Annotated in this window: 12 protein-coding genes, 1 tRNA gene and 1 pseudogene; all 14 read left to right on the top strand. The window is 62.9% G+C overall.

Annotated features, from left to right (window positions below; translation table 11 throughout):
- Window positions 1-105, top strand: a pseudogene (locus tag F816_RS14770) (elongation factor Tu); the annotation flags it as partial.
- 86 nt (window positions 106-191) lie between these two features.
- A tRNA-Trp gene (locus F816_RS0113750) sits at window positions 192-267 on the top strand.
- A 37-nt stretch (window positions 268-304) separates the two neighbouring features.
- On the top strand, window positions 305-670 hold the full coding sequence (gene secE / locus F816_RS0113745; protein ID WP_018167854.1) for a preprotein translocase subunit SecE: 366 nt from the start codon (window positions 305-307) through the stop codon (window positions 668-670).
- 17 nt (window positions 671-687) lie between these two features.
- Entirely contained in the window at window positions 688-1,221 is a 534-nt protein-coding gene (nusG, locus tag F816_RS0113740) for a transcription termination/antitermination protein NusG (protein WP_017940468.1), read from the top strand.
- Between the two features lie 65 nt (window positions 1,222-1,286).
- Window positions 1,287-1,718: a 50S ribosomal protein L11 gene (rplK, locus tag F816_RS0113735; protein WP_018650512.1), complete on the top strand. Its 432-nt coding sequence runs from the start codon at window positions 1,287-1,289 to the stop codon at window positions 1,716-1,718.
- Window position 1,719: 1 nt separating this feature from the next.
- Complete coding sequence (gene rplA / locus F816_RS0113730; RefSeq protein ID WP_019595195.1) at window positions 1,720-2,415, top strand: 50S ribosomal protein L1; 696 nt, start codon at window positions 1,720-1,722, stop codon at window positions 2,413-2,415.
- A 214-nt stretch (window positions 2,416-2,629) separates the two neighbouring features.
- Complete coding sequence (gene rplJ / locus F816_RS0113725; protein WP_018143869.1) at window positions 2,630-3,151, top strand: 50S ribosomal protein L10; 522 nt, start codon at window positions 2,630-2,632, stop codon at window positions 3,149-3,151.
- A 71-nt stretch (window positions 3,152-3,222) separates the two neighbouring features.
- Window positions 3,223-3,600, top strand: a complete 378-nt coding sequence (gene rplL, locus F816_RS0113720; RefSeq protein ID WP_018143870.1) for a 50S ribosomal protein L7/L12 — start codon at window positions 3,223-3,225, stop codon at window positions 3,598-3,600.
- A 131-nt stretch (window positions 3,601-3,731) separates the two neighbouring features.
- Window positions 3,732-7,811, top strand: coding sequence for a DNA-directed RNA polymerase subunit beta (gene rpoB / locus F816_RS0113715; RefSeq protein ID WP_019595194.1), 4,080 nt, complete (start codon window positions 3,732-3,734; stop codon window positions 7,809-7,811).
- A gap of 71 nt (window positions 7,812-7,882) precedes the next feature.
- Complete coding sequence (gene rpoC / locus F816_RS0113710; RefSeq protein ID WP_019595193.1) at window positions 7,883-12,103, top strand: DNA-directed RNA polymerase subunit beta'; 4,221 nt, start codon at window positions 7,883-7,885, stop codon at window positions 12,101-12,103.
- Window positions 12,104-12,211: 108 nt separating this feature from the next.
- On the top strand, window positions 12,212-12,586 hold the full coding sequence (gene rpsL / locus F816_RS0113705; protein WP_019595192.1) for a 30S ribosomal protein S12: 375 nt from the start codon (window positions 12,212-12,214) through the stop codon (window positions 12,584-12,586).
- 33 nt (window positions 12,587-12,619) lie between these two features.
- Window positions 12,620-13,087: a 30S ribosomal protein S7 gene (gene rpsG, locus F816_RS0113700; RefSeq protein ID WP_018143874.1), complete on the top strand. Its 468-nt coding sequence runs from the start codon at window positions 12,620-12,622 to the stop codon at window positions 13,085-13,087.
- Window positions 13,088-13,109: 22 nt separating this feature from the next.
- Complete coding sequence (fusA, locus tag F816_RS0113695; protein WP_018939104.1) at window positions 13,110-15,206, top strand: elongation factor G; 2,097 nt, start codon at window positions 13,110-13,112, stop codon at window positions 15,204-15,206.
- A gap of 45 nt (window positions 15,207-15,251) precedes the next feature.
- Window positions 15,252-15,347, top strand: a 96-nt coding sequence (locus tag F816_RS14765) for a GTP-binding protein (RefSeq protein WP_018137563.1), incomplete at its 3' end; no start/stop codon positions are given.

The following is a 15,347-nucleotide window of genomic DNA, read 5'->3' as shown; positions in this document are numbered from 1 at the left end:
GTGTCCCTGATCAATCCGATCGCGATGGAAGACGGTCTGCGCTTTGCGATCCGCGAAGGCGGCCGCACTGTGGGCGCCGGCGTCGTCTCCAAGATCATCGAGTGATACAGTAGACAAGTTGACAGACTGACCGCGAGAGGCGGCGCCGCGTGCGTCGTCTCTCGCGTTTGTTTCTTGTCGATTCGATTTCTAGGCCAGTAGCTCAATTGGCAGAGCAGCGGTCTCCAAAACCGCAGGTTGGGGGTTCGAGTCCCTCCTGGCCTGCCATCTTCGAGATGGCGGCAGCACCGGGTGATACGTATTCATGAGTGAACAATCGGAACAGACCGGCGTGCTTGATACGGTCAAGCTCGCGGTGGCTGTGGCGCTGCTGATTGCCGGCGTCATGGGCTTCTATTGGTTCCAGGACGAATCCACTCTGATTCGCGTCCTCGGGCTGCTTGCCGTCGTGGGGGTCGCCATCGGGATCGCGATGACGACCGCCAAGGGCAGCCAGCTCGCCGGCTTTATGGGCAACGCGCGCACCGAGGTGCGCAAGATGGTGTGGCCCACCCGCGTAGAGACGACCCAGACCACGCTGATCGTCATTGCCGTCGTGATCCTGGTGGGGATCATGCTCTGGCTCCTGGACATGTTCCTGGGCTGGGGCATCAGTCGGTTCATCGGATAAGCAGCAGGATTTTCCCCATGGCACTACGCTGGTACGTCGTACAGGCATTCTCGGGTTTCGAGGCACAGGTGAAGCGGTCCCTGGAGGAGCGCATCGAGCGTTTCGGCATGCAGGACCACTTTGGCGAAATCCTGGTGCCCACCGAGGAGGTCGTCGAGATGAAGGACGGCCAGAAGCGCAAGAGTGAGCGCAAGTTCTTCCCCGGCTATGTCCTGGTTCAGATGGACCTTAACGACGAGGCCTGGCATCTGGTCAAGGCCGTGCCGCGCGTGCTCGGCTTCATCGGTGGCACCGCGGACCGTCCGGCGCCGATCAGCGACAAGGAAGCCGACGCGATTCTGCAGCGCATGCAGGAAGGCGCCGAGAAGCCGCGTCCGAAGGTGCTGTTCGAGGTGGGCGAGATGGTCCGCGTAATTGACGGCCCGTTCAACGATTTCAATGGCGTGGTCGAAGAAGTCAACTACGACAAGAGTCGTCTGCTAGTGGCGGTTCAGATTTTCGGGCGGTCGACGCCCGTGGAACTCGAGTTCCACCAAGTCGAGAAAACCTGAGACGCGCAAGCGTCATCACCTGTTAATCGGGGAGCCGCAAGGCGTTTGCACCCGAGGGAGTCCTCATGGCAAAGAAAATCGAAGCGTATATCAAGCTTCAGGTGGCGGCTGGCAAGGCCAACCCGAGCCCGCCCGTGGGCCCGGCGCTGGGTCAGCGCGGCGTGAACATCATGGAGTTCTGCAAGGCGTTCAACGCCCAGACCCAGGAGATGGAGCCCGGTCTGCCGATTCCGGTGGTGATAACCGTGTATGCGGATCGCAGCTTCACGTTTATTACCAAGACGCCCCCGGCGGCGGTCCTGCTGAAGAAGGCGGCCGGCATTCAGTCCGGTTCCGGTCAGCCGAACACCAACAAGGTCGGCACCGTGACGCGCGCCCAGCTGGAAGAAATTGCGAAGACCAAGGAACCGGATATGACCGCGGCTGATCTCGATGCCGCCGTGCGTACCATCGCCGGCAGTGCCCGCAGTATGGGCCTCGAAGTGGAGGGTCTCTGACATGGCGAAGCTTTCCAAGCGTATGCAGGCCTATCGCGAGAAGGTTGCGCCGGGTCACCTGTATCCGGTCTCCGAAGCCTTTGATCTCCTGCGTGACCTGCCCAAGGCCAAGTTCCGCGAGTCGGTGGACGTGGCCGTGAACCTCGGCGTGGACCCGCGCAAATCCGACCAGGTGGTGCGCGGTTCCACCGTGTTGCCGCACGGCAATGGCAAGACTGTGCGCGTGGCTGTGTTCACCCAGGGTGCGAACGCCGATGCCGCCAAGGAAGCCGGGGCCGACGTGGTCGGCATGGACGACCTCGCCGAACAGGTGAAGGCCGGCCAGATGGACTTCGACGTGGTGATCGCATCCCCGGATGCGATGCGCGTGGTCGGCCAGCTCGGCCAGATTCTCGGCCCGCGCGGCCTGATGCCGAACCCGAAGGTCGGCACCGTGACCCCGGATGTGGCCACCGCGGTGACCAATGCCAAGGGTGGTCAGGTGCGCTACCGCACCGACAAGGGTGGCATCGTCCACTGCACTATTGGCGCGGCCGATTTCGACACGAATTCGCTTACCGACAATCTGAACGCCCTGCTGGCCGACCTGCTGAAGATGAAGCCGGCGACCTCCAAGGGGCAGTACGTCAAGGCCGTGGTCGTCTCGACCACCATGGGTCCGGGCGTCAAGGTCGATCAGGGCTCGTTGGAGCTCTAAGCAAGAAAATACGGTTTTTGGTCGGCTGTCGCGCAAGCGGCACGCCATCCAAGACCGCAGGCGCCGAGCTCCAGGGCCCGGCTTAATACGCCAGCCTGCGCAGATGGTGTCACCCGATTCAGGAAGTACCTGCGACGGGAGCACCGAAGTGCCGGGTTCGCCCGGTTTCACGATCACCTCCGGGTGGTCTTACTAGAGGAGAGTCAACGTGGCTTTGAATCTCGACGACAAGAAGGCGATTGTCTCGGAGCTGGCTACGGTTGCTGCCTCGGCGCATTCCGCGGTCGCCGCGGAGTACCGGGGTCTCTCGGTCGCGCAGATGACCGACCTTCGTCGGCAGGCCCGCACTACCGGGGTCTATCTGCGGGTGGTGAAGAACAACCTCGCCAAGCGTGCCATTGAGGGTACGGATTTCGCGTGCATGCAGCCCGAGCTGCAGGGTCCGCTAATCCTTGCCTTCAGTGAAGAGGAGCCTGGCTCCGCGGCACGCCTGGTGAAGAACTTCGCCAAGGAAAACGATCAGCTGAAGGTCCGGCTGGTGTCCTTTGGTGGGCAGCTCATGGGGGCGAACGATCTCGATCGCCTCGCGAGCCTGCCGACCCGTGACGAGGCGCTCTCGCAGCTGCTCGCCACGATGAAGGCACCGCTCGATAAGTTCGCCCGTACGGTGAACGAAGTCCCGGGCAAGCTTGTGCGTACCGTTGCAGCAATCCGTGATCAGAAGCAGGCAGCCTGAAGAACCCTTCAAGCCTGCTTCTGCAGCATGTACTGAATGAATTCGGGCTCGACCCGTTAGGAGATTAAGAAATGGCCGTTTCGAAAGAAGATATCCTGGAAGCCATCGGCAATATGACGGTCCTGGAGATTGTGGACCTGATCAGCGAGATGGAAGAGAAGTTCGGCGTGTCCGCCGCTGCCGCTGTTGCGGCCGCCCCGGCTGCCGCTGGTGGCGAAGCCGCTGCCGCTGAAGTCAAGGACGAGTTCGACGTCGTGATGTCGAGCTTCGGCGAGAACAAGGTCGGCGTCATCAAGGTCGTCCGCGGCCTGACCGGTCTGGGTCTGAAGGAAGCCAAGGAAATGGTCGAAGGCGTGCCGGCGACCGTGAAGGAAGGCGCTCCGAAGGACGAGGCCGAGAAGATGAAGGCGGAGCTGGAAGGCGCGGGCGCCACCGTCGAACTGAAGTAAGAAGGCGCTTGCGCCTGTTGTTTTCGTGTACATCACGAAGCCCTGAGGCTGGCGGCCGTTTGGTCGCCAGCCTCAGCCCGTGGTGGCGCGTGTTTTGTCGCGCGTTGTTCAGCTAGCCTCCGAGGTAAGCCATGGCCCTCAGTTATACCGAAAAGAAACGTATCCGCAAGGACTTCGGGAAGCGTCCCCAGATCCTCGAAGTCCCGTACCTGCTGGAAACCCAGCTGACCTCCTATCGGGATTTCCTGCAGGCGGACCGAGCGTCCGACGGGCGGGATCCGATGGGCCTGCATGCGGCGTTTCAGTCGGTTTTCCCCATCGTCAGCTATTCCGGTCATGTCCAGCTCGAGTATGTGAGCTATCGCCTGGGCGAGCCGATGTTCGACGTGAAGGAATGCCAGATCCGTGGCGTGACCTATGCGGCCCCGCTGCGTGTCCTCTTGCGCCTGGTGATTCACGACAAGGAAGCCCCGGCGGGTTCCACCGTGGTCAAGGAGGTCAAGGAGCAGGAAGTCTACATGGGCGAAATGCCGCTCATGACCGAGAACGGCACCTTTGTCATCAACGGTACCGAACGCGTAATCGTGTCGCAGTTGCACCGCTCGCCGGGCGTGTTTTTCGACAGCGACAAGGGCAAGACCCAGGGCAGTGCACAGAAACTGCTTTATAACGCCCGCATTATTCCGTACCGCGGCTCCTGGCTCGACTTCGAGTTCGACGCCAAGGACGGGGTCTTCGTGCGCATCGACCGCCGCCGCAAGCTGCCGGCGTCGATCCTGCTGCGCGCACTGGGCATGGATACCGAAGAGATCCTCACCACCTTTTTCGAATTCAACCAGCTCACCCTCGACGATGACGGCGGCGAGCTGGACCTGATCCCCGAGCGCATGCGCGGCGAGACCGCCGTGATCGACATTACCGATGGCGAAACCGTCATTGTCGAGGCCGGTCGGCGTATTACGCCGCGCCATATCCGGGAGATCGAGAAGGCCGGCATCAACACCCTGCGGGTGCCGGACGAATACCTGCTGGGTCGGGTGCTGGCCAAGGGCGTGGTGGATGAGTCCACCGGGGAATTGATCGCCAATGCCAATGACGCCCTGACCCAGGAGATGCTCGACAAGCTGCGCGCCGAGGGCGTGAAGTCGCTGGAGACCATCTACACCAACGACTACGACCACGGTCCGTACATGTCGGATACGCTGCGTCTGGACCCGACCAAGAGCCAGCTGGAGGCCCAGGTCGAGATCTACCGCGTGATGCGCCCGGGCGAGCCGCCGACCAAGGACGCTGCGGAGAACCTGTTCTCCAACCTGTTCTTCTCGGAAGATCGCTACGACCTGTCCGCCGTGGGCCGGATGAAGTTCAACCGCCGCGTGGGTCGCGATACCGACGAGGGCGCGGGCGTGCTGTCGCCGGAAGACATCCTGGATGTCCTGAAGGTGCTGATTGACCTGCGTAACGGCAACGGCCGTACCGATGACATCGACCACCTGGGCAACCGCCGCATCCGCAGCGTGGGCGAGATGGCCGAGAACCAGTTCCGCCTTGGCCTGGTGCGTGTCGAACGCGCGGTCAAGGAGCGTCTCACCGTCGCCGAGAGCGAGGGCCTGATGCCGCAGGAGCTGATCAACGCCAAGCCGGTGGCCGCCGCGGTCAAGGAATTCTTCGGGTCCAGCCAGCTGTCCCAGTTCATGGACCAGAACAACCCGCTGTCCGAGGTTACGCACAAACGGCGTATCTCGGCCCTGGGTCCGGGCGGGCTTACCCGCGAACGTGCCGGCTTCGAAGTGCGCGACGTGCACCCGACTCATTACGGTCGCGTGTGCCCGATCGAGACTCCCGAAGGCCCGAACATCGGTCTGATCAACTCGCTGGCCGTGTATGCCCGCACCAACCGCTACGGCTTCCTGGAGACGCCGTATCGCAAGGTCGAAGAGGGCAAGGTGACCGAGGAGATCGTCTACCTCTCCGCAATCGAAGAGAGTCAGTACGTGATCGCCCAGGCGAACGCGGCGATGGACGAGGAAGGTCGCCTGAGCGATGACCTTGTGTCCTGCCGCCACCAGGAAGAGTTCACGATCTCGTCTCCGGACAAGATCCAGTACATGGACGTCTCGCCCAAGCAGATCGTGTCGGTGGCCGCCGCGTTGCTGCCATTTCTGGAGCATGACGATGCCAACCGCGCGCTGATGGGCGCGAACATGCAGCGTCAGGCCGTGCCGTGCCTGCGGGCCGACAAGCCGCTGGTGGGTACCGGGATCGAGCGCGCCGTCGCCATCGACTCCGGCTCCGCGATCGTCGCCAAGCGCGGCGGTACGGTGGACTCGGTAGATGCCGGTCGTGTGGTGGTCCGTGTGAACGACGACGAAACCGTCGCCGGCGAGCCGGGCGTGGATATCTACAACCTCACCAAGTACTCGCGTTCCAACCAGAACACCTCCATCAACCAGCGTCCTCTGGTTGCGGTGGGCGACGAAATCGCCCGCGGTGACGCGATTGCCGATGGCTCATCCACGGATCTGGGCGAGCTGGCGCTGGGGCAGAACATGATGGTCGCGTTCATGCCCTGGAATGGCTACAACTTCGAGGACTCGATTCTGATCTCGGAGCGCGTGGTGCAGGAGGATCGTTACACCACGATCCACATCGAGGAGCTCAACTGTGTCGCTCGGGACACCAAGCTGGGCCAGGAAGAGATCACCGCGGATATCCCGAACGTCTCCGAGTCGTTGTTGAACAAGCTGGACGAGTCCGGCGTGGTCTACGTCGGGGCCGAGGTGAACCCGGGCGACATCCTGGTCGGCAAGGTCACGCCGAAGGGCGAGACCCAGCTGACGCCGGAAGAGAAGCTCCTGAGGGCGATCTTTGGCGAGAAGGCCTCGGACGTGAAGGACACCTCCCTGCGTGTGCCATCCGGCATCGAGGGGACGGTGATCGACGTGCGTGTTTTCACCCGCGACGGTGTGGAGAAAGACGCCCGCGCCCGGTCGATCGAGGCCGACGATCTCGCCGCGGTGCAGAAGGACCTGAAGGACCAGCTGCGCATCTACGAGGATGACATCTATGCCCGCGTCGAGAGGCTGCTGGTCAACAAGACCGCCGCCGGTGGCCCGGATGGGCTGGGTGATGGCTCCAAGGTGACCAAGAAGTACCTGCAGGGGCTGTCCCGCGACAAGTGGTTCGAGGTCCGCCTGCAGGATGATGCGGTCAACAGCCAGCTGGAAGACCTGGGCCGCCAGATCAAGGATCAGCACGAGGCGTTCGAGAAGAAGTTCGAGCACCAGAAGGCCAAGCTGGCCGCGGGCGACGACCTGCCGCCAGGCGTGCAGAAGATGGTCAAGGTCTACGTGGCCGTGAAGCGCCGCTTGCAGCCGGGCGACAAGATGGCCGGTCGCCACGGGAACAAGGGCGTGATCTCGATGATCGTGCCGGAAGAGGACATGCCGTTCCTCGAGGACGGTTCCCCGGTCGACGTGGTGCTGAACCCGTTGGGCGTGCCCTCGCGCATGAACGTCGGCCAGGTGCTGGAAGTGCACCTGGGTTGGGCGGCCCGAGGTCTCGGCCACAAGATCAACCGCATGCTCGAGGCGCAAGCCGAGATCGCGAAGCTGCGCGAGTTCCTCGACAAGATCTACAACAACCGCGAACGCAAGGTCGACCTCGACTCCATGTCGGACCCCGAGATCATCGCTCTTTGCCGCAACCTGCGCGGTGGCGTGCCGATGGCGACGCCGGTGTTCGACGGCGCCGAAGAGGCCGAGATCAAGGAGATGCTGCGTCTGGCGGACCTGCCGGAAACGGGGCAGGCCCAGTTGTACGACGGCCGCACGGGGGACGGCTTCGACCGCCCGGTCACCGTAGGCTACATGCACATGCTGAAGCTGAACCATCTGGTCGACGACAAGATGCATGCACGGTCCACCGGCCCGTACTCGCTGGTCACCCAACAGCCGCTGGGTGGCAAGGCGCAGTTCGGTGGTCAGCGCTTCGGCGAAATGGAGGTCTGGGCACTGGAGGCCTACGGCGCCGCCTACACGTTGCAGGAAATGCTGACGGTGAAGGCGGACGACGTGCAGGGCCGCAACAAGATGTACAAGAACATCGTTGACGGTGAGCACCACATGGAGGCCAACGTCCCCGAGTCGTTCAACGTGCTCATGAAGGAGATCAAGGCGCTCGGCATCAATATCGAGCTCGAGCAGGACTGATCTTCTCCGATCCGATTGTGATCCGATGGGGCGCAGTGCGCCCCTCGAAACCAAGTTTGTGAGGCAAGCGAATGAAAGACCTCCTGAATCTGTTCAAGCAACAGACCCAGCCGGAAGAGTTCGATGCGATCCGCATCGGTCTTGCGTCCCCGGACCAGATCCGTTCCTGGTCCTTTGGCGAGGTGAAGAAGCCGGAAACCATCAATTACCGGACGTTCAAGCCGGAACGTGATGGCCTGTTCTGCGCGAAGATCTTCGGGCCGGTGAAGGACTACGAGTGCCTGTGCGGCAAGTACAAGCGCCTGAAGCACCGTGGCGTGGTGTGCGAGAAGTGCGGCGTCGAAGTGACCCAGACCAAGGTGCGGCGCGAGCGCATGGGCCATATCGACCTGGCCTCGCCGGTTGCCCACATCTGGTACCTGAAGAGCTTGCCGTCCCGGATTGGCCTGCTGCTCGACATGACCCTGAAGGACATCGAGAAGGTCCTGTACTTCGAGTCCTTCATCGTCACCGATCCGGGCTTCACCACGCTGGAGAAGCGCCAGCTCCTGACCGACGAGGAATACCTCGAGGCGATGGAGGAGCACGGTGACGACTTCACCGCGCTGATGGGCGCGGAGGCCGTGCTGAGCCTGTTGAAGGAAATGGATCTGCCGGCCGAGGCGACGAAACTGCGCCAGGACCTGAGCGAGACCGGTTCCGAGACCAAGATCAAGCGCTTCGGCAAGCGGCTCAAGCTGGTCGAGGCCTTCCTCGATTCCGGCAACAAGCCGGAGTGGATGATCATGAAGGTGCTGCCGGTGCTGCCGCCGGACCTGCGCCCGCTGGTGCCGCTGGATGGCGGCCGGTTTGCGACGTCCGACCTCAATGATCTGTACCGCCGGGTGATCAACCGCAACAACCGTCTGCGTCGCCTGCTGGAGCTGAATGCCCCGGACATCATCGTGCGCAACGAAAAGCGCATGCTGCAGGAGTCCGTGGACGCGCTGCTGGACAACGGCCGTCGCGGCCGTGCCATCACCGGTACCAACAAGCGCCCGCTCAAGTCCCTGGCTGACATGATCAAGGGCAAGCAGGGTCGCTTCCGCCAGAACCTGCTGGGCAAGCGTGTAGACTACTCCGGTCGCTCGGTGATCGTGGTGGGCCCGACCCTGCGTCTGCACCAGTGCGGCCTGCCCAAGCGCATGGCCCTGGAACTGTTCAAGCCGTTCATCTTCGGGAAGCTGCAGCGCCGTGGTCTCGCGACCACCATCAAAGCCGCCAAGAAGGCGGTGGAAAAGGAAGGTCCCGAGGTCTGGGATATCCTGGAAGAGGTGATCCGCGAGCACCCGGTCATGCTGAACCGCGCACCGACCCTGCACCGCCTGGGTATTCAGGCGTTCGAGCCGGTATTGATTGAAGGCAAGGCGATCCAGTTGCACCCGCTGGTCTGCGCCGCGTTCAACGCGGACTTCGACGGTGACCAGATGGCCGTGCACGTGCCGCTGTCGCTGGAGGCCCAGCTGGAGGCGCGCACGCTGATGCTGTCCTCCAACAACGTGCTGTCCCCGGCCAACGGCGAGCCGATCATCGTGCCGTCCCAGGATATTGTTCTGGGGCTCTACTACCTGTCGCGCGAGAAGGTGAACGCGAAGGGCGAAGGCATGACGTTCGCCGACGTGGACGAAGTCCACCGCGCCTACGAGCACAAGCTGGTGGATCTGCACGCGCGCGTTACCGTGCGGATTGGCGACACCATGGCCGAGGTCGGCGAGGGTGAGAGCCTGCCGTACCTGCGCCTGGAGACCACCGTGGGTCGCGCGATCCTGTCGCGCATCATGCCCAAGGGTCTGCCGTTCGAGCTGATCGACCGCGAGCTGAACAAGAAGGCGATCTCCGGCCTGATCAACCAGTGCTATCGCCGCCTGGGTCTGAAGGATACGGTGGTGTTCGCGGACCAGCTGATGTACGCGGGCTTCTACTACTCCACCCGTGCCGGCGTCTCCTTCTGCGCCGACGACATGGTGATCCCGGACGAGAAGCAGCCGATCCTGCAGGGCGCCGAAGAACAGGTTAAGGAGATCGAGAACCAGTACGCCTCGGGTCTCGTGACCAAGGGCGAGCGTTACAACAAGGTCGTGGATATCTGGTCTCACTGTAATGACCAGGTCGCCAAGGCCATGATGGAGCGGCTCGGCAAGGAGAAGGTCGTCAACAAGGACGGCGAGACCGTCGAGCAGAACTCGTTCAACTCGATCTTCATGATGGCCGACTCCGGTGCGCGTGGCTCCGCTGCGCAGATTCGTCAGCTGGCCGGCATGCGTGGCCTGATGGCCAAGCCGGACGGCTCGATCATCGAGACGCCGATCACCGCGAACTTCCGCGAAGGTCTGAACGTCTTGCAGTACTTCATCTCCACCCACGGCGCCCGTAAGGGGCTGGCCGATACGGCGTTGAAGACCGCAAACTCGGGCTATCTGACCCGCCGCCTGGTGGATGTCTCCCAGGATGTAGTGGTGACTCAGCCGGATTGCGGGACCCAGCAGGGCCTGCAGATGAAGCCGATCATCGAAGGTGGCGACGTGGTCGAGCCGTTGCGCGACCGCGTGCTCGGCCGGACCACTGCGGTCGATGTGCTGCGCCCGGGTACCGATGAGGTATTGATCCCGGCCGGCACGCTGCTGGACGAGGCCATGGTGGACTCCCTGGATGCCGCTTCGGTCGACGAAGTGCTGGTGCGTTCCGCGATTACCTGCGAGACCCGCCAGGGCATTTGTGCCAAGTGCTATGGGCGTGACCTGGCGCGTGGCCACGAGGTCAACGCCGGCGAGGCCGTGGGCGTCATCGCCGCGCAGTCGATCGGCGAGCCGGGTACCCAGCTGACGATGCGTACCTTCCATATCGGCGGGGCCGCGAGCCGTGCCGTGACGGTCAGTGCGATCCAGGTGAAGAGCTCCGGTTCTGTCCGTCTGCATAACCTGAAGACGGTCACCAACAAGGCCGGTAACCTGGTCGCGGTCTCGCGCTCGGGCGAGCTGGGTGTGATCGACGATCAGGGTCGCGAACGGGAGCGCTACAAGATTCCCTATGGCGCGCTGATCACGGTCCACGACAGCGATGCCGTCGAAGCCGGGCAGGAAGTCGCGAGCTGGGATCCGCATACCCATCCGATCGTCACCGAGGTGGCCGGTAACCTGCGCCTCGCGGACTTCGTGGAGAACGTGACGGTCACCAAGGAGACCGATGAGTTCACCGGCCTGTCGTCCAACGTGGTGCTGGATCCGAAGAGCCGCTCTACGGCGGGCAAGGATCTGCGCCCGACGGTCAAGCTGCTGGACGACGACGGCAACGAGGTGTACATCCCGGGGACCGACATGCCCGCGCAGTACATGCTGCCGGCCAATGCGATCTTCAACCTGGAGGACAACGCCCGGGTTGAGGTGGGTGACGTCATTGCCCGCCTGCCGCAGGAATCCTCCAAGACGCGTGACATCACCGGGGGTCTGCCGCGTGTGGCTGACTTGTTCGAGGCGCGGCGTCCCAAGGAGCCGGCGGTGCTGGCCGAGATCTCGGGCACCGTGTCCTTCGGCAAGGAGACCAAGGGCAAGCAGCGTCTCGTGATCACCCCGGACAAGGGTGACCCGGTCGAGATGATGATTCCCAAGCTGCGTACCGTGAACGTGTTCGAAGGCGAGCGCGTCGAGCGTGGCGAGGTCGTGGTGGACGGTGAACTGGATCCGCATGACATCATCCGTCTGCGCGGTGTCACCACCCTGGCCGAGTACCAGGTCCAGGAGATCCAGGACGTTTACCGTCTCCAGGGTGTGAAGATCAACGACAAGCACATCGAGGTGATCGTCCGCCAGATGATGCGCAAGGTGAACATCGAGGACGCCGGTGACACCAAGTTCCTCGCCGGGGATCAGGTCGATCGCATCCGGGTCCTGGAGGAGAACGAACAGCTGGGTACCGACAAGCAGCCGGCAACCTACGAGCGCGTGCTCCTGGGTATCACCAAGGCGTCGCTGGTGACCGAATCGTTCATCTCTGCGGCCTCCTTCCAGGAGACCACCCGCGTGCTCACCGAGGCCTCGACCCGCGGTGCGCGTGATGATCTGCGCGGCCTGAAGGAAAACGTGATTGTCGGACGCCTGATCCCCGCGGGGACGGGCCTCGCCTATCACAAGGAGCGTCGCCGCAAGCGCGCACTGGAAATGCCCGAGTTCGAGACGGTCGCGGAGGCGCCGGCGGTGATCGCCGACTCCGAACCGGCCACGACCGACCCGGGTACCACGGAAGACGGGTCCGAGTGACCCGTCCCACCTTGACACTCACGGGGGCTGCGATTAGACTTCCGCTCCCTCGACAGTCCGGTCTCGGCGCCGGCCTGTCGTTATTTTTAGGCTAGGAGAAAGGGTTTCATGGCCACGATCAACCAGTTGGTACGCAAGCCCCGCAAGCGCCCCGTCGAAAAGAGCGACGTGCCGGCGCTGCAGGGTTCCCCGCAGAAGCGCGGGGTCTGCACCCGTGTCTACACGACCACCCCGAAGAAGCCGAACTCCGCGCTGCGCAAGGTTGCGCGCGTGCGGCTGACCAACGGCTACGAAGTCAGTAGCTACATCGGTGGGGAAGGCCACAACCTGCAGGAGCACTCGGTGGTCCTGATTCGTGGCGGCCGTGTTAAGGATCTCCCGGGTGTGCGTTACCACACGGTGCGCGGCAGCCTGGACACCCAGGGTGTGCAGAAGCGCATGCAGGGCCGGTCCAAGTACGGCGCCAAGCGTCCCAAATCCTAACCGTGATCCATGATCCAGTCCGGGAACTGAAACATGTCTAGAAGAGCAGCAGCCCCCAAGCGTCACATCCTCCCCGACCCGAAGTTCGGAAGCGAGCGCCTGGCCAAGTTCATCAACACGGTGATGCGTGACGGCAAGAAGTCCGTCGCCGAACAGGTCGTGTATGGCGCCCTGGACCAGATCGAGTCCAAGCAGGGCGACGGGATGGGTGCGCTGGAACGCGCCCTGGACAACATTCGTCCGCGTGTCGAGGTGAAGTCCCGCCGCGTTGGTGGTGCGACCTACCAGGTTCCGGTGGAAGTGCGCTCGGTGCGTCAGGATGCGCTGGCCATGCGCTGGGTGGTCGAGGCCGCCCGCAAGCGGGGCGAGCGCACCATGGCCCTGAAGCTGGCCGGCGAACTGATGGACGCCTCGGACAGCAAGGGTTCGGCCGTCAAGAAGCGCGAAGACACTCACCGCATGGCGGAAGCGAACAAGGCGTTCGCTCACTTCCGCTGGTAAACCAGATTTAGAGAGGCTCACCGTGGCACGCAAGACACCACTGAAGCGCTACCGGAATATCGGGATCAGCGCGCACATCGACGCCGGCAAGACGACGACGACCGAGCGCATCCTGTTCTATACCGGTCTGTCGCACAAGATCGGCGAGGTGCATGACGGCGCCGCCACGATGGACTGGATGGAGCAGGAGCAGGAGCGCGGGATCACCATTACCTCCGCGGCGACCACCAGCTTCTGGTCCGGCATGGCCAAGCAGTTCGACGAGCATCGAGTGAACATCATCGATACGCCCGGGCACGTGGACTTCACCATCGAGGTCGAACGTTCCATGCGCGTGCTCGACGGCGCGGTCATGGTGTATTGCGCCGTGGGCGGTGTGCAGCCGCAATCCGAGACGGTCTGGCGTCAGGCAACCAAGTACGCCGTGCCGCGTCTCGCGTTCGTCAACAAGATGGACCGCGCCGGCGCCGATTTCCTGCGTGTCTACGAGCAGATGAAGGAGCGGCTGCAGGCCAACCCGGTGCCGATCCAGCTGCCGATTGGCGCCGAAGACCAGTTCAAGGGTGTGATCGACCTGGTTAAGATGCAGGCGATCTACTGGGACGAAGAGAACTTCGGTATCAGCTTCGAGTACAAGGACATCCCCGATGACCTCAAGGCCGAAGCCGACAAGTGGCGCGAGAATATGCTCGAGGCCGCCGCCGAGGCGAACGAAGAGTTGATGGACAAGTACCTCAACGAGGGCGATCTCAGCGAGGCAGAAGTCAAGTCGGCCCTGCGCCAGCGGACCCTCGCGCTCGAGATTGTCCCGATGCTGTGCGGTTCCGCGTTCAAGAACAAGGGCGTCCAGGCAATGCTGGATGCGGTTGTCGAGTACCTGCCCTCTCCGGAGGAGGTCAAGGCGATCAAGGGCGTGAAGGCGGGCACCGAAGAGCCGGTGGCCAAGCACGCGTCGGACGACGAGCCCTTCGCGGCTTTGGCGTTCAAGATCATGACCGACCCCTATGTGGGTTCCCTGACGTTCGTCCGCGTTTATTCGGGCGTTCTGTCGGCTGGGGACTCGGTGCTGAATACGCAAAACAACCGCCGCGAGCGGATTGGTCGTATCCTGCAGATGCACTCCAACTCCCGCGAAGAGATCAAGGAGCTACGTGCAGGCGACATCGGCGCGGTAGTGGGCCTGAAGGATCTTTACACCGGTACGACGCTGTGCGATCCGAATGACCCGGTCGAGCTTGAGCGCATGGAGTTCCCGGAGCCGGTGATCTCCATCGCGGTCGAGCCGAAGACCAAGACCGACCAGGAAAAGATGGGCATCGCGCTGAACAAACTGGCGCAGGAAGATCCGTCCTTCAAGGTGCATACCGACGAAGAGTCCGGTCAGACCATCATCTCGGGTATGGGCGAGCTCCATCTCGAGGTACTGGTGGACCGCATGAAGCGCGAGTTCAAGGTCGAGGCGAACGTCGGCCAGCCCCAGGTGGCCTACCGCGAGACCATTCGCAAGACGGTCGAGCAGGAAGGCAAGTTTGTGCGGCAGTCGGGCGGTCGCGGCCAGTATGGCCACGTGTGGCTGCGCCTCGAGCCGCTGGAACCCGGTAGCGGGTACCAGTTCGAGAACGCGATCGTGGGCGGTGTGGTGCCCAAGGACTACATCCCGGCGGTCAACAAGGGTGTGGCCGAGCAGATGTCCAATGGTGTGCTGGCCGGCTATCCGGTCGAGGACGTGAAGGTCACGCTGTTCGACGGCTCCTACCATGACGTTGACTCCAACGAGATGGCGTTCAAGGTTGCGGGCTCCATGGCCTTCAAGGAAGGCGCGCTGAAGGCCGGCGCCGTGCTTCTTGAGCCGATGATGAAGGTCGAGGTGGAGACACCCGAAGAGTACATGGGCGACGTGATGGGCGACCTCAATCGCCGTCGTGGCCTGGTGAAGGGCATGGAGGACGTCGCCGGGCAGAAGCTTCTGCGGGCCGAGGTTCCCCTGTCCGAGATGTTCGGCTACTCGACCCAGTTGCGCTCGATGAGTCAGGGTCGCGCGACCTACTCGATGGAATTCGAGAAGTACGCCGAGGCCCCCGCGCAGATCGCCGAGGCGGTAGCCGCCAAGGCGTCCTGATCCCGAATTCGCGTTATTTGAAAGAACTGTAAAGAGGTTTGAGCTGTGTCCAAGGAAAAGTTCGAGCGTAAGAAGCCGCATGTGAATGTGGGTACGATTGGTCATGTGGACCATGGGAAAACGACGCTGACGGCGGCGATG

Source organism: Thioalkalivibrio sp. ALM2T (genome assembly GCF_000381505.1).
Taxonomy (GTDB): domain Bacteria; phylum Pseudomonadota; class Gammaproteobacteria; order Ectothiorhodospirales; family Ectothiorhodospiraceae; genus Thioalkalivibrio; species Thioalkalivibrio versutus.
The sequence above is the reverse complement of the archived record's forward strand: the minus strand, read 5'-3'. Positions and strand labels throughout refer to the sequence as shown.

What these genes read in the sequence shown, in the direction of transcription:
- secE (WP_018167854.1), top strand. Translation starts at nt 305, where the DNA reads ATGAGTGAACAATCGGAACAGACCGGCGTGCTTGATACGGTCAAGCTC.
- nusG (WP_017940468.1), top strand. Translation starts at nt 688, where the DNA reads ATGGCACTACGCTGGTACGTCGTACAGGCATTCTCGGGTTTCGAGGCA.
- rplK (WP_018650512.1), top strand. Translation starts at nt 1,287, where the DNA reads ATGGCAAAGAAAATCGAAGCGTATATCAAGCTTCAGGTGGCGGCTGGC.
- rplA (WP_019595195.1), top strand. Translation starts at nt 1,720, where the DNA reads ATGGCGAAGCTTTCCAAGCGTATGCAGGCCTATCGCGAGAAGGTTGCG.
- rplL (WP_018143870.1), top strand. Translation starts at nt 3,223, where the DNA reads ATGGCCGTTTCGAAAGAAGATATCCTGGAAGCCATCGGCAATATGACG.
- rpoB (WP_019595194.1), top strand. Translation starts at nt 3,732, where the DNA reads ATGGCCCTCAGTTATACCGAAAAGAAACGTATCCGCAAGGACTTCGGG.
- rpoC (WP_019595193.1), top strand. Translation starts at nt 7,883, where the DNA reads ATGAAAGACCTCCTGAATCTGTTCAAGCAACAGACCCAGCCGGAAGAG.
- rpsL (WP_019595192.1), top strand. Translation starts at nt 12,212, where the DNA reads ATGGCCACGATCAACCAGTTGGTACGCAAGCCCCGCAAGCGCCCCGTC.
- rpsG (WP_018143874.1), top strand. Translation starts at nt 12,620, where the DNA reads ATGTCTAGAAGAGCAGCAGCCCCCAAGCGTCACATCCTCCCCGACCCG.